Below are 19,808 nucleotides of genomic sequence, written 5' to 3' on the forward strand. Positions count from 1 at the left end.
GAGAGAAACACGATGTTCAGATACACAGCACTTGCGGCGCTTTGCGTCGTGGCAGGTTCCGCTTCTGCCGGCGAACTCACGGCCCGTCAGGGTGGGACCGTCGATCTCGGAAATTTTCATGGCGTCGTCTACTACACGGAGGCGGATGACGGCTACCGGGTGGTCACCACCATGGCGGCGGGCGAAGAAAACCTGCCAGTACGCTTCGTCGCGACCCTCAGCGAGGGCCAGGCGTTCGTGATCTCGGTCCCGGGCGCGTTGGCAGGGGCCGGCCAGGCACTCGAAATCTCGCGCGCCAAAGGCAAGCTGGTGGTCGCGGAGGTGGAGTCCACCCAGTAACGGGTTGAAAGTTGACGTCGCGACGCAACCGGGTAGTCTGCGCCCGCTTCCGCGTCTTCCAACAGCGCGAAGAGACAAATCGGCACCGTCATTGGGATGGGTATCGTCCTAACCTCGGAGAAACGAGATGCTCAAGGTGCAAAGTGCGGAAGTTCGATTTCGACTTTTTGAGTGTGGACAATTTTTCCTGATTCTGATGGGCGCCGGTCTACTTGCGCCGGCCGCTTTTGCCGATGTCGTCGAGCCATCGACCCTCGCTGTCGCGGATTTCGAGTTCAGGGATACATCAGGTGAAGTCAGGGACCAGACCGCCGAACACGAAGCGCGACTCAAGGCATTTGGCGTTGCGTTGCAGGATGGCCTTTCGGAGAAGATCAAGCTGGTCGCGTTACCCTGTCAGGCAGAACAGTGCACCATCAAGGACCCCGGCCTTGTCGATCTCTCGAAACAGGCAAAAACAGCCAGCGCGAAATATCTCCTGATCGGTCAGGTGCACAAGATGAGCACGCTGGTCGGCTGGGTGAAGTTTGCAGTGCTGGATTTGAGCAACAACAAACCTGTCTGCGATCGATACCTGACTTACCGGGGAGATACCGACGAAGCATGGCGGCGAGCAGCAGAGTTCACCGCGCGTGACGTCGAGAAGCACTGCATTCCGTAGGAATCGCGGTCGCTGTAGCCTTTGATCAGCCGGCGCCCTGAACCTCAGCATGGGCTGGGTACCGCAATTGCGGCGTCAGGCGGCCTTCTTCTTCGCCAGCCTCGCCTTGATGCTGGCGACGTCGGCGCGCGGCGTCGCCGCGAACAGCGTCTTGGTGTAGCTGTGCTTGGGGTCGGCAAAGACCTCGTCGCGCGAGCCGTATTCGACGGCCTCGCCATAATACATGACCATCACATCGTCGGCGATGTAGCGCACCACCGACAGGTCGTGGCTGATGAAGACATAGGTCAGTTCGAACTCGTCCTGCAGGTCGGCGAGCAGGTTGAGCACCTGCGCCTGCACCGACAGATCGAGCGCCGAGACCGGTTCGTCGAGCACCAAAAGGCTCGGATTGAGCATCAGCGCGCGGGCAATGGCGATGCGCTGGCGCTGGCCGCCCGAGAACATGTGCGGGTAACGGTTGTAATGCTCCGGTCCGAGGCCGACCTTCTTCAGCATCTTCATGGCGAGATCGCGCCGCTCGTCGGCCGGCGTGTCGGTGTTGATGAGCAGCGGCTCGCCCAGCACGTCGCCGATCTTCTGGCGCGGATTGAGCGAACCGTAGGGGTTCTGGAAGACGATCTGCACCTTGCGGCGCATCTCCTTCGTCAGCCCATCCCTGGCGATGTCGACCTTGTTGCCGTCGATGAAGAGCTCGCCCGCCGTCGCCGGATCGATCAGCGTGATGATACGTGCGAGCGTCGACTTGCCGCAGCCGCTTTCGCCGACGATGGCCAGCGTCTTGCCCTTGTCGACACTGAACGAAACGCCCTTTACCGCATGCACCGTGCGCGAGGGACGAAACAGGCCGCCGCCGACATGGTAGTCGCGCACGATGTTCTTGCCTTCGAGAACCGTCACGCTCATGACGCGGCTCCCGCAGCACGCCCGGCTCCAGCAGCAGAGGGGGCCGGTTCGAACAGCATGTCGGAAATGGTCGGCAGCCGGTCGCCGACGGCGTTCTCCGGCAGCGCCGACAGCAGCGCGCGCGTGTAGTTGCTCTTCGGCTGCTCGAACAGTGACAGAACGTCGGCCTCTTCCATCTTGCGGCCTTTGTACTGGACGATGACGCGGTCGGCGGTCTCGGCCACGACGCCCATATTGTGGGTGATCATGATCAGCCCCATGCCGTACTTGGCCTGCAAGCCGACCAAAAGGTCGAGGATCTGCTTCTGGATGGTGACGTCGAGCGCGGTGGTCGGCTCGTCGGCGATCAGCAGCTTGGGATTGCAGGCGATCGCGATGGCGATCATGACGCGCTGGCACTGGCCGCCCGACATCTGGTGCGGGAATGAGTTCAGCCGCTCTTCCGGATCGGCGATGCCGACCAGCTTCATCAGCTCGATGGCGCGGGCCCGACGCTGGGCGCGGTCCATGCCCAAATGGAAGCGCAGCACCTCCTCGATCTGGAAACCAGCGGTGAAGCACGGGTTGAGGCTGGCGATCGGCTCCTGGAAGATCATCGAGATGTCCTTGCCGACGATCTTGCGGCGCTCGGACGGGCTGAGCTCAAGCAGGTCGATGCCGTCGAAGGCCATGCGATCGGCCTTTACCGTCGCCGTGTTCGGCAACAGCCCCATCACCGCCAGCATCGCCACCGATTTGCCGGAGCCGGATTCGCCGACGATCGCCAGCACCTCGCGCGGCTCGATCGACAGGTCGATGCCTTGCACGGCCATGAACGGTCCGGCGGCGGTATCAAACGACACGGTGAGGTTCTTGATCTCGAGAAGAGGCATGGTCACGACCGCTTCAGCTTGGGGTCGAAGGCATCGCGCAGGCCATCGCCGATCAGGTTGATGGCAAGCACCGTGATCAGGATGGCAAGGCCGGGGAAGGTCACCACCCATGGCGCGCGCAGGATGAACTCGCGCGCCGTGGCAAGCATGGTGCCCCATTCCGGGGTTGGCGGCTGCGCGCCGACGCCAAGGAAGCCGAGAGCCGCGGCCTCGAGAATGGCGTTGGAGAAGGACAGCGTCGCCTGCACGATCAGCGGCGCCATGCAGTTCGGCAGGATCGTCTTCACCATCAGCCTGAGATGGCTGGCTCCGGCCACCTTGGCGGAGATCACATATTCGCGGTTCTTTTCGGCCATCACCGCCGCACGGGTGAGCCGCGCGAAATGCGGCTGCAGCACCAGCGCGATCGCCAGCATGGCGTTGAACAGGCCGGGTCCGAGGATCGCCACCAGAACCAGGGCAAGCAGCAGCGACGGGAAGGCCAGGATGACGTCCATGACGCGCATGATCAGCGTATCGACCCAGCCGCGGAAATAGCCGGCGAGCACGCCGAGGACGATACCGCTGGTCAGCGAGAAAACGACGACGACCAGACCGATGAACAGCGAGAACCGAGCCCCGAAAATCAGCCGCGAAAGCATGTCGCGGCCAACGGCGTCGGTGCCGAGCAGGAACGTCGATCTGCCGCCCTCCTGCCAGGCCGGCGGCGCCAGCAGCGCATCGCGGAACTGTTCGTCAGGCGAATGCGGCGCGACCAACGGCGCGAAGATCGCCACCAGCACCAGCGCAGTGAACACGACCAGGCCGATGACGGCGCCGGTGTTCATCGAGTAGTAATGCCAGAACTCGGTGAACGCGCGTTGCCGGCCGCCGGTCGGAATGGAGGCGGCGGTGGCTTCTGCCGTGGTTTGGTCGGTCATCTCACTGCACCCGGATACGTGGGTTGATGACGGCGTAGAGCACGTCGACGATCAGGTTCACCGCCATGACGATCAGCGCGATGATCAGCAAGCCGCTCTGGACGACAACATAGTCGCGCTTGGCGATCGCGTCGATCATCCACTTGCCGATACCGGGCCAGGAAAAGATCGTTTCGGTCAGGATGGCGCCCGCCATCAGCGTGCCGACCTGCAGGCCGATGGTGGTGACGACGGGGATCAGCGCATTGCGAAAAGCGTGGAGCCCGATGACGCGACGCGGCGCCAGGCCCTTGGCGCGGGCGGTGCGGACGTAGTCTTCGCCCAGCACCTCCAGCATCGCCGACCGCGTCTGGCGCGCTATGACGGCGAGCGGAATTGTCGCCAGCACGATCGCCGGCAGGACAAGATGACTGGCGGCAGACCTGAAAGCGCCGCTCTTGCCGGAGATCAGGCTGTCGATCAGCATGAACCCCGTCGTCGGCTTGAAGAAATATTGAAGGCCGATGCGGCCGGAAACGGGCGTCCAGCCGAGATAGCCGGAGAAGAAGATGATGAGCAGCAGTCCCCACCAGAAGATCGGCATCGAATAGCCGGTCAGCGCCACGCCCATCGTCGCCTGGTCGAACCAGGATCCGCGCTTGACCGCGGCGAAGATGCCGGCGGGAATGCCGATGAGCACGGCGATGATCAGCGCGATCGTCGCCAGTTCCAGCGTCGCCGGAAACAGCGCCTGGAATTCACCGAGCACCGGCCGCTTGGTGGCGAGCGATATGCCGAAGTCGCCGGTCAGGACCCTGCCGATATACTCCAGATACTGGACGACATAAGGCCGGTCGTAGCCAAACCGCTCGACAAGCTCGGCGTAGCGTTCGGGGCTGACGCCGCGCTCGCCGGCCAGGGCCGTGATCGGGTCGCCCGGCAGAAGCCGGACGAAAGCGAACGCCGCCAGCGATATGCCGAACACGGTCGGGATGATCAAGGCGAGCTTGTGGAGGAGATAGCGGAGCATCTTGCTTCATAGAACGGCGGCGCTTTAAGTCCAGCGTCGCCGTTCTATTTCTCAGCAGTTATTCGGCGACGTCGACGCCGTCAAACCGATGAATGCCGAGCGGATCCATGACGAAGCCCGTGACTTTCTTGTTCATCGGCATGAAGACCTTGGAATGGGCGATGGTCAGCCACGGCGCCTCACGCTTGAACACGACCTGAGCCTCCTCGTAGATCTTGGTGCGCTCGGCGACATCCGTGGTCGCCTTGCCCTTCTGCAGCAGGGCTTCGAACTCCTGGTTGCACCAGATCGCATAGTTGGACTGGCCGATGGCATCGCAGCCGAGCAGGAACAGGAAGTTGTCCGGGTCGCCATTGTCGCCGGTCCAGCCGAGTTGGAAGGCGCCGTCACGGTCCTTCTGCTTGCCGCGTTCGCGATACTCGGTCCATTCGTAGCTGACGATCTCGGCCTTCACGCCGATCTTGGCGTAGTCGGCCTGGATCAGTTCCGCGACCCGTTGGGCGTTCGGATTGTACGGGCGGCTGACCGGCATTGCCCAGATCTTCATCGACAGATCCGTGACGCCGGCATCAGTCAGCATCTTCTTGGCCGCGTCCGGATCGTACGGATCGTCCTTGACCTCCTTGTTATAGGACCACATCGTCGGCGGGATCGGGTTTATCGCCGCCTGGCCAGCCCCCTGATAGACCGCATCGAGAATGGCCTGCTTGTTGACGGCCATGTTGAGGGCCTTGCGGACCTCGACCTTGTCGAAGGGCGCCTGCGTCGTGTTGTAGGCCATGTAGCCGATGTTCAGGCCTTCCTGCTCGTCGACCTTGAGGTTCGGGTCGGCCTTCAGGCCGGCAATGTCGGCCGGCGCCGGGTACGACATGATATCGCACTCGCCCGCCTTCAGCTTCTGCGCGCGCACGGCCGGATCGGTGGTGATGGCGAAGATCAGATCGTCGATCTTCTGGCGGCCGCCATAGTAGCCGTCCCATGCCGCGTAGCGGATGACCGCGTCGACCTGGTAGTCGACGAACTGGAACGGACCGGTGCCGATCGGCTTCTGGGTGAATTGCTGCCTGGTGCCGGCCTTGTCGAGCTGGTCGGCATATTCCTTGGAGACGATCGAAGCGAAATCCATGCCGAGATCCGGCAGGAAAGCGACCTCAGGCTTGTTCAGCACGAATTTCACAGTCAGGTCGTCGACCTTGACGATCTCCTTAAGAAGATCCGGGAAGCCCATGCCGGCAAAATACTCCCAGCCGGTGCCTGCCAGATAGTCGAACCACGGGTTTTCCTTCTTCCACTGGCGTTCGAAAGAGAAGATCACGTCGTCGGCGTTGAGATCGCGCGTCGGCGTGAAGTAGTCGGTGGTCTGGAACTTCACGCCCGGCCTAAGCTTGAACGTGTATTCGAGACCGTCGTCGGAAACCGTCCAGCTCTCGGCGAGGCCAGGCGTGATGGTGGTCTTGCCGTGTTCGAACTCGACCAGGCGCGAATAGATGGTGCGCGACGACGCGTCGAAATCGTTGCCACCGCTCCACGGCGACGGGTCGAAGCCGGCCGGCGACGCCTCCGAGCAGTAGACCAACTGCTTGGCATTGGCCATGCCGCCGAGGACGCTTGCGGCCAGCAACGCGGCCGCAAAAGTCAGTTTCTTTTTCATGGAGGACTCCCTGATGTTCTTCCAAGCCCCTCTATCAGGCTCGCGAAGCGCGCATATAAGCACCGTTTTTCCGGCTTTGGAACACCCCGTTTGCCTACCCCATGGGAAGCAGAATTTCTTTCTGCGCACTCGCCAAAAAGGAGAAGGAAATGTCAATTACCGCCTATCACGGTAATGTTAACGACTGCATTTTTTTATTGATCTTCAACCCGGCGTTGGTGAGGAAACTACGACCTTCGGCTGGTCGTTGCCGCGGACGATTTCTTCCCACCTTGCCGCAGGGGCAGACTTGCACGGCTGCCGATAGTCGCAATACATAGATGACAGGCTGGATTTCCTGGATGCCGGCAGCAGCGGAGGACGTCTCTGTCATTCGGAGGCGACGCGGCGAGCAGGCAGAGACAATAAGAACAATCGAGGGAGGGACGAGTGGCAAAAACACCAAGGACGACGGCACCAGCGACAGCCAAGGCCAAAACTGCTGCGCAACCGGCCAGCCCCGACAAGCTAAAAGCGCCGACGGCCAAAGCCAAGCCGAAGGCGGCCGCGGTGCCCGCCAAGACCAATATATCCGCGAAGATCAATGTATCGCCGAAGCCTGGCGCAAAGCCCGCCGCCGTCAAACCGGCGGCGAAGGCGGCACCGACAGCGGCTGCATCGGCGTCAAACCCAGGTCCGGCCACAAGGCTGCCGAATGTGGTTGCCGCCGGATTGCCGGAAAAACCCTGGCTCAAAAGCTATCCAAAAGTCGTTCCGGCCGAGATCGGCGCTCTGCCCTTCGGCTCCATCGGCGATCTGCTCGCCGACGTCTGCAAGCAGTACGCCAGCCGGCCCGCCTTTACCTGCATGGGCAAGACCATCACCTATGCGGAAGTCGAGCGGCAATCGGCCGCCTTCGGCGCCTATCTGCAATCGACGGGACTGCCGAAAGGCGCACGCGTGGCGCTGATGATGCCGAACGTGCTGCAATATCCGGTGGCGATGATGGCAGTGCTGCGCGCCGGTTATGTCGTGGTCAACGTCAACCCGCTCTACACGCCGCGGGAGCTGGAACATCAGCTCAAGGATTCCGGCGCGAAAGCCATCGTCATTCTCGAGAATTTCGCCAGCACCTTGCAGGCGGTGATCGCCAAAACGGCGGTCAAGCATGTCGTGGTCGCGGCGATGGGCGACATGCTTGGCGGCCTGAAGGGGACGATCGTCAATCTCGTCGTGCGCCGCGTGAAGAAGATGGTGCCGGCCTGGTCGCTGCCGGGCCATGTCAAGTTCAATGCCGCGTTGAAGGCAGCCGCCGGCATGAATTTCAAGCCGGTGCATGTCGCTGCCGACGACGTCGCCTTCCTGCAATATACCGGAGGCACCACCGGCATCTCGAAGGGCGCGGTGCTGCTGCACAGCAACGTGCTGGCCAACGTGGCGCAGAACGCGCTGTGGATCGAGGACGCCTTCACGGTCAAGCCGAAGCCGGCGCATCTCAACTTCATCTGCGCGCTGCCGCTCTATCATATCTTTGCGCTGACGGTGAACGCACTGATGGGCATGCAACTGGGCGGCCAGAACATACTCATTCCCAATCCGCGCGACATTCCCGGCTTCGTCAAGCAACTCGGCAAATACCCGATCCACATCTTTCCAGGCCTCAACACCCTGTTCAACGCGCTGCTCAACAATGAGGATTTCCGCAAGCTCGACTTCAAGCCGCTGATCCTGACGCTGGGTGGTGGCATGGCGGTGCAGAAAGGTGTCGCCGAACGCTGGAAGGCGTTGACCGGCTGCCCGGTCACCGAGGGCTACGGGCTTTCGGAAACCTCGCCGGTGGCCACCGCCAACACATTCAGCGACGGCAACTTCACCGGCACGATCGGCCTGCCGCTGCCCTCGACCGAGATCGCCATCCGCGAGGAAGACGGCAATGATTTGCCGCCCGGCGAAGTCGGCGAGATCTGCATCCGCGGACCGCAGGTGATGGCCGGTTACTGGAACCGGCCGGACGAGACCGCCAAGGTGATGACCAAGGACGGTTTCTTCAAGTCGGGCGACATGGGCTTCATGGACGAGCGCGGCTACACCAAGATCGTCGACCGCAAGAAAGACATGATCCTTGTGTCCGGCTTCAACGTCTATCCGAACGAACTCGAGGAAGTGGTGGCCCTGCATCCGGGCGTGCTCGAAGTGGCCGCGATCGGCGTGCCGGACGAGCATTCAGGCGAAGTGCCGAAGCTGTTCGTCGTCAAGAAGGACCCGCTGCTGACCGCAGAGGTGCTGACTGTGTATTGCCGCGAGAACCTGACCGGTTACAAGCGGCCAAAATACATCGAGTTTCGGACCGAACTGCCGAAGACGCCGGTCGGCAAGATCCTGCGGCGGGCGTTGCGGGAATAGGAAGAATTTGGGCGGGAATAGGGACAATTTTGGCCGATAGCCTTACTGTCGATGACGCGGCGGATACGCTTTCCCGTCCCGATCCGCTAACGTTCATCAAGGCGAACATGCGTATCGCCCCTGTTGCCGCGCTTCCCGAAATCCGGCTTTATGCAGCCCATCCAGAGAGCGGACTGTGGCGGCTGACGCGTCCACAAGGACGAGCAGCCGAGCCGGAAGAAGAAGCAAACGAAGCCGACGAGGATGGCCCCGAGCCGCAGCCTCCTTACTGGGCCTATGCCTGGGCCGGCGGCGCGGTGCTTGCCCGCTACATCCTCGATCGACCGGAGACCGTGGCTGGGCTTCGCGTGCTCGATCTCGGCGCCGGGTCTGGCCTCGTCGGTATCGCCGCGGCAAGGGCCGGCGCCAGCCAAGTGATTGCATCCGAGATCGACCGCAACGGCGTCGCCGCGCTCGGTCTCAATGCGGCGGCGAACGGCGTCGCAATCACGGTCGTCGGCGAGGACATCACCGCTGGTCCGCCGCCGCCGGTGGACGTCGTGGCAGCCGGCGACTTGTTTTACCGGCAAGATCTCGCCGACCGGGTCATCCCCTTCCTCGACCGCTGCCTGGCCGCCGGCATCAACGTGCTGATCGGCGACCCGGGCCGCACCTACTTGCCCCGCTCGCGGCTTCACCTTCTGGCCGAATACCAGGTGCCGGATGTCGGCCAAGGCACGGCGACGAAGCCGAGCGGCGTCTTCTCGTTCGAGCCGGAGCAACTCGGAGGCGAGTTCAGATCGTCTCCTTGACCTTTGCCGAAAAAAAGTCGGGCAGATCGGCAACCGAATCCAGAATGACGTCGGCGATCTGCGACAGCGATTCCCGCGTGCCGGTGCCGGAAAGCACGCCGATCGCCAGACCGCAGCCGCCGGCCCGCGCCATCTCCAGATCGTGGCGATTGTCGCCGACCACGGCGATCGCGGCAGGCCTCAGGCCGGTCAGGTCCGAGAAGGCGAGGATCGTGTCGGGCGCCGGTTTCGGATTGGCCACCGCGTCGTAACCATAGGCGGCGTCGAACAGCTGCGCGACGCCCAGCGTGAGCAATGTCTTCTCCGCGCCAGTGGTCGAATCGTTGGTGGCGACGCCGAGCCGGTAGGATTTCCTGTGAAGAACGCCAAGCGTCTCGACGATGCCCGGCAGCGCCACCGCCATCGACGAGCCCTGCACCGACGTGATCTCGTTGAAGCGGGCGACGGCAAGCATCTGGTCTTCATCCGACAGCCGCGGAAACCAAAGCTCGACGACATCCATGTTGGTGCCGGAGGCAAAGATGGAATCGGGCTTAAAGCGTTTGGTGGCGAAATCGTAGCCCGCCGCGGCAAGCAGCCTGTCGGCCTTCCAGCGGTCGCCCTCCGCCGCATCCATCGCCATGAAATCGGCAACGCCGAGCCACGTCGCGTTGAAGTCGACAAGGGTGCCGTCCTTGTCGAACAATATTCCCTTGATCTCGGCCAAGCCGCTTACTCCGATCCGCGCAATCGGTGGATGTGTCCCACCAGTCCGGCAGTCGAAGCGTCCCGCTTTGCGGCATTCTCCTTGCCTTCCACGACAGGCAGTAGCCCGGTCGCCAGTTCCTTGCCCAACTCGACGCCCCATTGGTCGAAGGAATTGATGTTGAAGAGCGTGCCCTCGACGAAGACGCGGTGCTCATAGAGCGCGATCAGCCGTCCGAACGTATGCGGATCGAGTTGTCTGTAGAGGATCGTCACCGAGGGCCGGTTGCCGGAGAAGACGCGATGCGGGGCGATCCTGTCGACCTCGGTGGGCGCCATGCCCTTTGCCAGCATCTGCGCACGCGCTTCCTCCAGCGTGCGACCCTTCATGAACGCCTCCGACTGCGCCAGGCAGTTGGCGAGCAACAGGTCGTGGTGATGCTTGAGATCCGGCTCATGGCCGATGGCTGCGGCGAGGAATTCGACCGGAATGAGATCGGTGCCCTGGTGCAGCAGCTGGAAGAAGGCGTGCTGGCCGTTGGTGCCCGGCTCGCCCCAGACCAGCGGACCGGTCGGCGTGGTGACAGCGCCGCCGTCGAGGGTGACGCTCTTGCCGTTCGATTCCATATCGAGCTGCTGCAGATAGGCCGGCAGCCTGGACAGGCGCTGGTCGTAGGGAATGACGGCGCGGGCGGGGTATTGGCAGATCACCCGATGCCACCAGCCGATCAGCCCCATCAGCGCCGGCAGGTTGCTGGCCAGCGGCGCCGTCTGGAAATGTTCGTCCATCGCATGCGCGCCATCGAGAAAGGCGCGAAAATTCTTCGGGCCGACGGCGATCATCACCGGCAGGCCGATCGCGCCCCACACCGAATAGCGTCCGCCGACCCAGTCCCAGAAGCCGAAGACGCGGTCGGACGCAATGCCGAACTTGGCCACCAGGTCGAGCGCCGTCGAGACGGCGGCGAAATGCTTGCCGACCGCTTCCTTGCCGAGCGCCTTCTGCACCCATTCGCGCGCCGTCTCGGCATTGGTCATCGTCTCGATCGTGGTGAAGGTCTTGGAAGCAACGATGAACAGCGTGGTTTCGGCGGAGAGGCCCTTCAGCGTGTCGTGGATATGGGCGCCATCAATGTTCGACACGTAATGCGTGCGCGGCCCGTCGTGATAGGGCGCCAGCGCCAGCGTCGCCATGGCCGGGCCAAGGTCGGACCCGCCGATGCCGATGTTGACAATATCGGTGATCTTCTTGCCGGTGGCGCCGGCCGCCTTGCCGGAGCGCACGGCATCGGCGAAGCCGCCCATCGCATCGAGCACGGCGATAACCTGCGCCTTCACGTCCTGGCCGTCGAGCACGATGCCCCTGCCGTTCAGGTTGCGCAGCGCGGTGTGCAGCACGGCGCGGCCTTCGGTGACGTTGATCTTCTTGCCCGAGAACATCGCAGCGCGCCGGCCTTCGAGATCCGCGGCTGCCGCCAGCTGCTCGAGCAGATCCATCGTCTGCGCATCGACCGCGCATTTCGACCAGTCGAGCAGCAGGTCGCCGTCGGTGGCGGAGAATTTTTCGAAGCGCTGCGGATCGGCGGCGAAGGCCTCGCGCATGCTGCCCGATTTGGCCGCACGGTGATCGCGCAGGGCGTCGAGTTGTTTTTGAAAGGACGATTGATCCACTGCCTCACTCCGAGCCTTGAAATGCCAACATAACAGACCGGGTGTTTCCGGCGCGTGTCGTCGCGGCGAACTATCTAGCCGAAATCCACTGGTTTCAATGCGCCGCGATGACGCGTTGCGTCAGGCAGCGATGACGCAACGCGTCACGCGGGGATGACGCGTTGCGTCAGGCAGCGGGATGACGCTTTGCGTCACCAGCGGGATGACGCGCTGCTTTCACCAGCGAGATGACGCTTTGCGTCACCCTTGGGAAGGATCACTGGCGTAAATCCCAGTGATCAGAAAAATTGATTGGCGCAACAGCTTGTGCCACCGGTACATTCGACTGGTCCAGCCAGGTGAAAAAGGCTGGCCATCGAGGAACATCCCCATGCCACAGCGAAACGACACGGCCATATGGTCCGGCCTGTTCCGGATTTCGGCGGAATCCGGCCAGACCCTGCAGGCGCAGATCCGCCAAGCGATCGTCGCCGCCATCCTCGACCGGCAAATCGCCGCCTCGATGCCGCTTCCGTCCTGCCGGATCCTGGCCGAGAAACTCGGCGTGGCGCGCGGCACCGTGGTGCTGGCCTTCCAGCAGCTCGTCGACCAGGGTTTCCTGGTGGCGCGCGAACGGCGCGGCCATTTCGTCAATCCGGACGTGCTGGCGACGCCTGCCAAACCGCACCAGAAGGCGCCAGACCAGGCCAATGAGATCGACTGGAAGGCGCGCCGGCAGATCGCGGCCAGCGACATGCCGCCGCCGGCCAAGCACGACAACTGGATCAAGTCGTCCTACCCCTTCGTCTACGGCCAGTTCGATCCGGCACTGTTCCCGACTGCCGAGTGGCGTGAGTGCAACCGCATGGCGCTCGCCGTGCTCGAGATCCGCAATTGGGCGTCCGACATGGTTGACCGCGACGATCCGCTTTTGATCGAGCAGATCCAGGCCAGGCTGTTGCCGCGGCGCGGCATCTTCGCCAATCCCGATGAGATCATCGTCACGCTCGGCGCGCAGAACGCGCTCTACATGCTGGCGACGCTGCTGATGACCAAGGGCTCCAAGGTGGCCATGGAAGACCCCGGCTATCCCGACGCACGCTCGATCTTCCGGCTGGCGGGTGCCGACGTGGCACCGGTTCCGGTGGACCATTCCGGCATTGTAACCGCTTCTATTCCCAATGATTCCGGCTTCGTCTTCGTGACGCCCAGCCACCATTGCCCGACCATGGTGCCGCTGTCGGCGGAGCGCCGGCAGGATTTGCTGGCGCGCGCCAATCGCCACAACCAGATCATCATCGAGGACGGCTATGACAGCCAGCTTCTGGACGAGGCGCCGCAGCAGGCGCTGAAGAGCCTCGACCGTTCCGGCCGCGTCATCTATGTCGGCTCGATGTCGAAGACGCTGGCTCCGGGCCTTAGGCTCGGCTACATCGTCGCCTCGGCCGGGCTGATCTCCGAGCTTCGCGCGCTGCGCCGCTTCATGCTGCGTCATCCGCCGGCCAACAACCAGCGCGCGGTCGCGCTGTTCCTGTCGCTTGGCCATCACGAGGCGCTGGTGCGGCGGCTGTCGAGCGCCTTCGACGAACGGCGCAAGCGTCTGATCCATGCGATTTCGGCCTTCCTGCCGGAGTGGCGCTCGACCGATTCCGCCGGTGGCGCGTCGCTCTGGCTCGAGGGGCCGCGCGGCACCGATTCGCGCGGGCTGGCCGAGGCCGCCGCCTCGCGCAGTGTCATCATCGAGCCCGGCGACCGCTTCTTCGACCGCACCGAAAAGCCGTCACGCTTCATGCGGCTTGGCATCTCCTCGATTGCGCTGCAGCACATCGAGCCCGGCATCCGCGAACTGGCAACGGCGGCCGGGCGCAGGCCGGCCGCGGCTTGAAGCCTCGGCCTGGCCGGCACCGGCCACCGTTGTTTAGCGCCCTGGCATATGCGACTGAACCCTCTGGCTCATAGGCTGTGCCAATGCCGACGGCATAGTTCGAGGGATAAGGGGACGAAGCGGACGATGGTGGACCAACCACCTTGGTGGACCCACCACCGCCGCCCGCTTCGCAGCTAAAGGTGGAGTGCCTCCCATGTCAGTGGCTGTTGAGAAGCCGGATTCGCCCTCGGACCAGCGTTCGCGGCGTTCCGGCGGGCGCGAAGCGCGTCGCGCCATGCGGGCAGCGCCCCTTGCCGACGATATCAAACCGGTACGCGCCGGCCTCGAAGGCGGAAGCTACGGGCCACTCAGCGAAAACGACCGCGAGCGCATTCACGAAGCGGTGCTGACGCTGCTTGAAACGGTCGGCTTCGCCAATGCCATCCCATCCTGCATCGAGGCGCTGACCAGGGCCGGCGCCACGCTCAGCGAGGACGGCCGCATCCGTTTTCCGCGCGCGCTCGTCCTCGACACCATCAGACAAGCGGCACGCCATTTCACTCTGCATGGCCAGGATCCCAAGCACGACATGCTGATCCAGGGCAAGCGCGTGCATTACGGCACGGCGGGCGCCGCGGTGCATCTGGTCGACGTCGAGAAGCGCTGTTATCGCGAGTCGCTGCTGCAGGACATCTATGACGCCGCCCGCATCGTCGAAGGGCTCGACAACATCCATTTCTTCCAGCGGCCGATGGTGCCGCGCGACATCCCCGATCCGCTCGACATGGATTTCAACACGCTTTACGCCTGCGTGATGGGCACGTCGAAGCATGTCGGCACATCCTTCACGGTGCGCGAGAACGTCAAGCCGGCGCTCGACATGCTCTATGCGATTGCCGGCGGCGAAGAGAATTTTCGCGCCCGGCCTTTCGTCTCCAATTCGAACTGTTTTGTCGTGCCGCCGATGAAGTTTGCCGAGGATGCCTGCGGCGTGCTCGAGGCCTGCGTCGAAGGCGGCATTCCGATCCTGCTGCTGTCGGCCGGCCAGGCGGGCGCCACGGCGCCGGCGGCGATTGCCGGTGCGGTGGTGCAAGCGGTGGCCGAGGTGCTCGCCGGCCTCGTCTATGTCAACGCCATCAAACCTGGCCATCCGGCGATCTTCGGCACCTGGCCGTTTGTCTCCGACCTCAGGACCGGCGCCATGTCCGGCGGCTCGGCCGAGCAAGCGGTGCTGACCGCTGCCTGCGCCCAGATGGCGCAATTCTATGACCTGCCGGGCGGTTCGGCCGCCGGCATGACGGATTCGAAACTGCCCGACATTCAGTCCGGTTACGAAAAGGGCATCACCGACGTGATGGCCGGCCTTGCCGGCCTCAACCTCGTCTACGAATCGGCCGGCATGCACGCCTCGCTGCTCGGCTTTTGCCTGGAAAGCCTGATCATCGACAACGACATGCTCGGCCATTGCCTGCGCTGCGTGCGCGGCATCGAGGTGACCGATGAGTCGCTGTCGATAGACACCATCGCCGACGTCTGCCTGAAAGGGCCGGGTCATTACCTCGGCAACGAGCAGACGCTGCGGCTGATGCAGACGGAATATTTCTATCCGGCGGTCGGCGACCGCTTTTCGCCGAAGGAATGGAACGAGAAAGGCAGGCCTGACATCCTGCAGCGGGCGATCATCGAGAAGAACCGCATCCTCGCCGAGCGCTTCCCGCGCCACGTGCCGAAGCCGGTCGACGACAAGTTGCGGGCCCGCTTCGGCAATCTGATCCAACTGCCGCGCAGCGGCATGGGCGGCTGAAGACGGTTCCCGTCAAACGGTCAGAGCCTAGTCCATCCCGACAAAATCGGGATGGGGCTCTCAGTTTGACCATGATCTTTTCCGAAAACCGGGTTCCACTTTTCAGGATCATGGTCTGGTTCCTCTGCACAGTGACTTTGACAGATCGGCGATCGGCAGCGAACGTGGAGTCAGTGGCGAATCGCAAGCCTTTGAGACTAGCGAATGCATCCCTCCTTCGTCATCCTAGGGTCTCCGCGACGTCGCTTCGCTCCTGCTCCGCCCTAGGATGGCGAAGGTGTGGTGGCCTGCGGCGTTGGATCGGCGGCTACAGCCGCCATCTCTGACGTCTGCGATTAGCCGTAAGCCCCCCGTGCCTTCGTCATCCTAGGTCGAAGCAAGGAGCGAAGCGACGCGGCGCAGAACCTAGGATCCATTCCGTGAAATCAGCCGAAGAATGCAGCGGCCCAGAATTACGCTTGTATCCGCAACGGCGCCAGCTACCCTTCTCCCATGACCGGCTATGCCTATATGACCGCAAGCCAGAAGCGCGGCACGATCTACATCGGCGTCACCAACGATCTTGGCCGTCGCATGCCGGAGCACAAATCCGGCGAAGGCTCGCGCTTTACCAGCCGCTACGGTGTGCAGCGCCTGGTCTGGTACGAGGAGCACTTCGACATTCGTGACGCTATCCAGCGCGAGAAGTCGCTGAAGCGCTGGCCGCGCCAGTGGAAGATCGAGCTGATCGAGAAGACCAATCCAGAATGGTTCGAGCTTTTTCGCGGAACGGGGTGGTAGCGTTTAGTTCTGGGCCGTAGCATTCTTCGGCTGGCGTAACGGCATGGATCCCAGGGTCTGCGCCGCGTCGCTTCGCTCCTTGCTTTGCCCTGGGATGACGAAGGGGAGGGGTGTCTCGGCCAATCCCAGAGGTTTGCCATTCGCCACTGACCGGAATTTTCGACGTTCGCTGCCGATCGTCGCTCTGTCAAAATCCCCTGTGCAGAGGAACTAGTCGGCGCTCAACCCGTAGTGGTCGACGACCTCGCCACTGATCAGCCTGGCATGCAGCGTCATCAGTATGATTTGCGCATCGAAGCTGTCGCCGGCCTCAAGTGCCGTCTCGAGCCGGCGCTCCGCATCCAGCCTATGTCGAAGGCCGTTGGATTGCTCGAATGCTTCCGGCCCGGCAATACAATAGCCAAGCAGCTGCGCCACCGGCGGGTAGGCTTGTGGCGGCGGCTCGTCGGGCCAGTGGTCCTTCATCAGATTGACGATGGTGAGCTTTGCTCCCTCCGGCACAAGGGCGGGATGAAGGTCGACGCCGCGTAGCGCAGCATCGAGTTGCCTGAGGTCGCCTGAACGGCCGAACATTCCAAGGAAGCCCAGGGAGGAGCGCCGTTTCGCCATGATGTTCCTGTCCGAATGCCCGACCGCAGCAAAGCCCGCCGCAGGCAGCCGCTATCCGCTCGCCGCCAGCAACAAAATACCGGCGAGGGCCGATCCCGCAAGCGTCGGCAGCATGCCGATCTTCAGCTTCAGAATGGCGATCATGGCAGCACACGACAGCAGCGCCGCGCGCCAGTCGATCGATGAGAGCACCGGCACGTCCATCCCAAGCCCGACACTGCGCACCTCGCCGAAAATGACGTGCAAGCCGAACCACAGAGCGAGATTCATGATGACGCCGACGACGGCGGCGGTGATCGCGCCCAGCGCCGCCGACAGCGCCTTGTTGCCGCGCAGGGATTCGATATAGGGCGCGCCGAGGAATATCCAGAAGAAGCAAGGCGTGAACGTCGCCCACAGGGTGAGCATCGCCCCAAGCGATCCGGCAAGCAGCGGGCTCAACGAGCCCGATTGGCGGAACGCGGCCAGAAAGCCGACGAACTGCAGGACCAGAATGAGCGGGCCCGGCGTGGTCTCGGCAAGCCCGAGGCCATCGACCATCTCACCGGGGGCGAGCCAGCCGAACGACTCGACCGCTGCCTGCGCGACATAGCCAAGGACTGCGTAGGCGCCGCCGAAGGTGACGACCGCCATGACGCTGAAGAAGCCGCCGATCTGCGTCCACACGCTGGCAGACCCGGTGAAAGCCCAGATCAGCAGCACCGGCCCGAGCCAGATCGGCAGCCAGATCGCGACGGTGCGCGGCGCATGCCATCGCGTCGGCCTGACGTGGGCCAGCTCGCCGCGCTCGAACATCAGGTCGACCGCGCCCTTGATGTCGGGAACCGCGTCCTTGCCGTGCGCCGCGCCGGAAAAAAGCGCCGGCGCAACACGATTGCCAATCCAGCCCGCCAGGCCGGCAAGCAGGACGATGAGCGGAAACGGCATGTTCAATGCATAGATGGCGATGAAGGCGGCGAGCGCGATCGAAACCATGACCCGGTTCTTCAGGGCACGACGTCCGATCCGGATCATCGCCTCGATCACGATGGCGAGCACGGCCGCCTTTACCCCGAAAAACAGTGCCTCGACGAGCGGAGCGTCGCCATACAGCGCATAGAGGATGCTCAAGGTGAGCATCACAAGCGCGCCCGGCGCGACGAACAGGATGCCGGCGACGAGGCCGCCGATCGTCCGGTGCAGCAGCCAGCCGATATAGATGGCGAGTTGCTGGGCTTCAGGGCCGGGCAGCAGCATGCAGTAGTTCAACGCATGCAGGAAACGTTGCTCGCCGATCCAACGCCGTTCCTCGACCAATTCCCTGTGCATGAGCGCGATCTGGCCGGCCGGCCCGCCGAAGCTGAGCAGGCCGATTTTCGTCCAGAGTTTTACGCCTTCGCGGAAGGATGGCGCTGCCGGCACGTCGACGATCTCGATCGTTTTGGCGGAAGTCCCCATTTCGCTCATGACGGCTTGCCTGGCCAGTTGTGCGTCTCCTCGGTGGCGTCGCGGCACCATCGGAAAAACGCGTCGTAGAGCAGCATGCCTGCCTCCAGCTGTTCCAGATCGTCGCGAAACATCCGCGACAGGCCAAGCGAGGCGGCCAGGAATCCGGCTGCCTGGGGAACCAGATCGAGGCGTGCGGTATCGGCTGCGCGCACGATCATGGCCAGGCGGTCGAGCGCCTCGGATTCGAGCCCGAACTCTTCGATCATCGTGTCGAAGGTGCAGCGTTCGCCCCGATGAGTCCAGAACACATTGTCGATGTCGAAAGGCACGGCCTGAAAGCGGTCCGCAACGGCCGACACTTCGGCCGCCTCGACAAACAGGAAGACCGCGCTCGGATCGACAAAACGCCTGATCAGCCAGGGGCAGGCGATGCGATCGACCTTCGGGCGGCTCCGCGTCACCCACACGGTGCGGCCTTTTTCATCGCGGGGCGGTATCTTGCCGGCATCGATCAAAGGGCCCTTGGCATCGCGCCACGCCTCGAACCCACCTTCGAGGGATTCGGCGGCAATGCCGTCATGCCGCAGCCATGCGGCCACGCCTTGCGAGAGCTTTTGCCCTCTTTGGCAGACGACCGTCACTCGGCTGCCGGCGAATTCGGATGCCCAGGTCGACACGGTTTTGAAATCACGCCGGTTTGAGGCCGGCAGCAGGCGCGGATCGGCGCTGTAATCCTCTTCGATGCGAACATCGATGATCGCGGGCGCGCCCGGCAGACCAATCAGACGGGACAGTTGCGATACGGTGATAGCGGTTGTCGACGGCATGGCGTCCACCTCCTTGAGAGAGAAGCTTGGACGCGAACGTTGGGCTAACGCCTCACGGGGTCGTCGCGATGCACCCCTTGCCATGATCGTGGATTTGTCGCGCCCGCTTGTCAAGCGCCATGCCTGGAGCACAGGATGCTCTGGCTCCGGCGGGCGGCGGAGCCAGGACATTTCTGGGAGGAACCCGATGAAAAAGACCTATCACGGCAGCTGCCATTGCGGCGCGGTGCGTTTCGAAGCCGAAATCGACCTCGCTGAGGGCATCCGCAAATGCAATTGCAGCTTCTGCTGGAAACTCGGCTACCGCAAGTCCTTCGCCGCCTATGAGGCCGTGCGGGTGACGGATGGCCGCGACCGGATGCGGGAGTACAAGGCGACGCCGTCGAACTGGCCGGAAGGCGACATCAACCACTATATGTGCCCGAACTGCGGCGCGAATTTTCTCTCGCGCGGCTATCTCGATTTCATGGGCGGGAATTTCTGGGCGGTGAACGTCGCCTGCCTCGACGACGTCACCGAAGAGGAACTCGCCGCAGCCCCAATCGTCTACGAGGACGGCAAGCGCGACAGGCAGGACCAGGCGCCGGAGATCACTGCTTATCTATAGGCGCTGCTTGGGTGCGGCTCT

18 protein-coding genes are annotated in these 19,808 nt (G+C 63.2%); 8 read left to right on the forward strand and 10 right to left on the reverse strand.

Features of this window, described 5'->3' with window-relative positions; genetic code table 11:
- Positions 1 to 12 precede the first annotated feature (12 nt).
- Both AC0L3H_RS07690 and AC0L3H_RS07695 read left to right on the forward strand, forming a co-directional pair.
- Positions 13 to 339, forward strand: a complete 327-nt coding sequence (locus AC0L3H_RS07690) for a hypothetical protein (RefSeq protein ID WP_027151640.1) — start codon at positions 13 to 15, stop codon at positions 337 to 339.
- A gap of 127 nt (positions 340 to 466) precedes the next feature.
- A complete protein-coding gene (locus AC0L3H_RS07695; protein ID WP_473585033.1) occupies positions 467 to 1,000 on the forward strand; it encodes a DUF2380 domain-containing protein in 534 nt (177 codons plus the stop codon).
- 75 nt (positions 1,001 to 1,075) lie between these two features.
- Here AC0L3H_RS07695 and AC0L3H_RS07700 read toward each other — a convergent pair whose 3' ends face one another.
- The 5 genes from AC0L3H_RS07700 to AC0L3H_RS07720 are packed head-to-tail and all read right to left on the reverse strand — an operon-like array spanning position 1,076 to position 6,358.
- Entirely contained in the window at positions 1,076 to 1,906 is an 831-nt protein-coding gene (locus tag AC0L3H_RS07700) for a dipeptide ABC transporter ATP-binding protein (protein WP_123146466.1), read from the reverse strand.
- Positions 1,903 to 2,778: an ABC transporter ATP-binding protein gene (locus AC0L3H_RS07705; RefSeq protein ID WP_287066934.1), complete on the reverse strand. Its 876-nt coding sequence runs from the start codon at positions 2,776 to 2,778 to the stop codon at positions 1,903 to 1,905. Before AC0L3H_RS07705 ends, AC0L3H_RS07700 begins: the two co-directional genes overlap by 4 nt.
- Positions 2,779 to 2,780: 2 nt before the next feature.
- Positions 2,781 to 3,698, reverse strand: coding sequence for an ABC transporter permease subunit (locus AC0L3H_RS07710; protein ID WP_023802898.1), 918 nt, complete (start codon positions 3,696 to 3,698; stop codon positions 2,781 to 2,783).
- A gap of 1 nt (position 3,699) precedes the next feature.
- A complete protein-coding gene (locus tag AC0L3H_RS07715) occupies positions 3,700 to 4,707 on the reverse strand; it encodes an ABC transporter permease subunit (protein WP_027151636.1) in 1,008 nt (335 codons plus the stop codon).
- 58 nt (positions 4,708 to 4,765) lie between these two features.
- Positions 4,766 to 6,358 (reverse strand): ABC transporter substrate-binding protein, encoded by a 1,593-nt coding sequence (locus AC0L3H_RS07720; RefSeq protein WP_023802896.1) that lies wholly within the window; start codon positions 6,356 to 6,358, stop codon positions 4,766 to 4,768.
- 429 nt (positions 6,359 to 6,787) lie between these two features.
- Between AC0L3H_RS07720 and AC0L3H_RS07725 the strand changes: the two genes are divergently transcribed.
- Together AC0L3H_RS07725 and AC0L3H_RS07730 are read left to right on the forward strand one after the other, a co-directional pair.
- Positions 6,788 to 8,740: a long-chain-fatty-acid--CoA ligase gene (locus tag AC0L3H_RS07725; RefSeq protein ID WP_473585034.1), complete on the forward strand. Its 1,953-nt coding sequence runs from the start codon at positions 6,788 to 6,790 to the stop codon at positions 8,738 to 8,740.
- Positions 8,741 to 8,769: 29 nt separating this feature from the next.
- Positions 8,770 to 9,531, forward strand: a complete 762-nt coding sequence (locus AC0L3H_RS07730; protein WP_473585035.1) for a class I SAM-dependent methyltransferase — start codon at positions 8,770 to 8,772, stop codon at positions 9,529 to 9,531.
- On the opposite strand, the gene AC0L3H_RS07735 is transcribed toward AC0L3H_RS07730, so the two are convergent.
- Together AC0L3H_RS07735 and pgi are read right to left on the reverse strand one after the other, a co-directional pair.
- Positions 9,515 to 10,237, reverse strand: coding sequence for an HAD family hydrolase (locus AC0L3H_RS07735; RefSeq protein WP_473585036.1), 723 nt, complete (start codon positions 10,235 to 10,237; stop codon positions 9,515 to 9,517). The two genes, AC0L3H_RS07730 and AC0L3H_RS07735, sit on opposite strands and share 17 nt — an antisense overlap.
- A gap of 5 nt (positions 10,238 to 10,242) precedes the next feature.
- A complete protein-coding gene (pgi, locus tag AC0L3H_RS07740; RefSeq protein ID WP_473585037.1) occupies positions 10,243 to 11,886 on the reverse strand; it encodes a glucose-6-phosphate isomerase in 1,644 nt (547 codons plus the stop codon).
- Between the two features lie 370 nt (positions 11,887 to 12,256).
- Here pgi and pdxR point away from each other — a divergent pair, with 370 nt between their 5' ends.
- The 3 genes from pdxR (at position 12,257) to AC0L3H_RS07755 (ending at position 16,316) form a co-directional block, all read left to right on the forward strand.
- Positions 12,257 to 13,750 carry a MocR-like pyridoxine biosynthesis transcription factor PdxR gene (gene pdxR / locus AC0L3H_RS07745; protein WP_023802891.1) on the forward strand — a complete coding sequence of 498 codons (1,494 nt, stop codon included), beginning with the start codon at positions 12,257 to 12,259 and terminating at the stop codon, positions 13,748 to 13,750.
- Positions 13,751 to 13,946: 196 nt separating this feature from the next.
- On the forward strand, positions 13,947 to 15,536 hold the full coding sequence (locus AC0L3H_RS07750; RefSeq protein WP_473585038.1) for a trimethylamine methyltransferase family protein: 1,590 nt from the start codon (positions 13,947 to 13,949) through the stop codon (positions 15,534 to 15,536).
- A gap of 492 nt (positions 15,537 to 16,028) precedes the next feature.
- Positions 16,029 to 16,316, forward strand: a complete 288-nt coding sequence (locus tag AC0L3H_RS07755) for a GIY-YIG nuclease family protein (protein ID WP_236376965.1) — start codon at positions 16,029 to 16,031, stop codon at positions 16,314 to 16,316.
- Positions 16,317 to 16,526: 210 nt separating this feature from the next.
- On the opposite strand, the gene AC0L3H_RS07760 is transcribed toward AC0L3H_RS07755, so the two are convergent.
- From AC0L3H_RS07760 to AC0L3H_RS07770, 3 genes are read right to left on the reverse strand one after another with little or no spacing between them, the layout of a single operon-like run.
- Positions 16,527 to 16,925: a hypothetical protein gene (locus AC0L3H_RS07760; RefSeq protein WP_473585039.1), complete on the reverse strand. Its 399-nt coding sequence runs from the start codon at positions 16,923 to 16,925 to the stop codon at positions 16,527 to 16,529.
- A 51-nt stretch (positions 16,926 to 16,976) separates the two neighbouring features.
- Positions 16,977 to 18,362 (reverse strand): chromate efflux transporter, encoded by a 1,386-nt coding sequence (chrA, locus tag AC0L3H_RS07765; protein ID WP_473585060.1) that lies wholly within the window; start codon positions 18,360 to 18,362, stop codon positions 16,977 to 16,979.
- Between the two features lie 5 nt (positions 18,363 to 18,367).
- Positions 18,368 to 19,180 (reverse strand): chromate resistance protein ChrB domain-containing protein, encoded by an 813-nt coding sequence (locus AC0L3H_RS07770; RefSeq protein WP_473585040.1) that lies wholly within the window; start codon positions 19,178 to 19,180, stop codon positions 18,368 to 18,370.
- Between the two features lie 187 nt (positions 19,181 to 19,367).
- Here AC0L3H_RS07770 and AC0L3H_RS07775 point away from each other — a divergent pair, with 187 nt between their 5' ends.
- The gene (locus AC0L3H_RS07775; RefSeq protein ID WP_473585041.1) at positions 19,368 to 19,787 is read left to right on the forward strand and encodes a GFA family protein; all 420 of its coding nucleotides are present in this window, start codon (positions 19,368 to 19,370) and stop codon (positions 19,785 to 19,787) included.
- The last annotated feature ends 21 nt before the right edge of the window (positions 19,788 to 19,808 follow it).

This window comes from Mesorhizobium sp. WSM4816 (assembly GCF_055811535.1).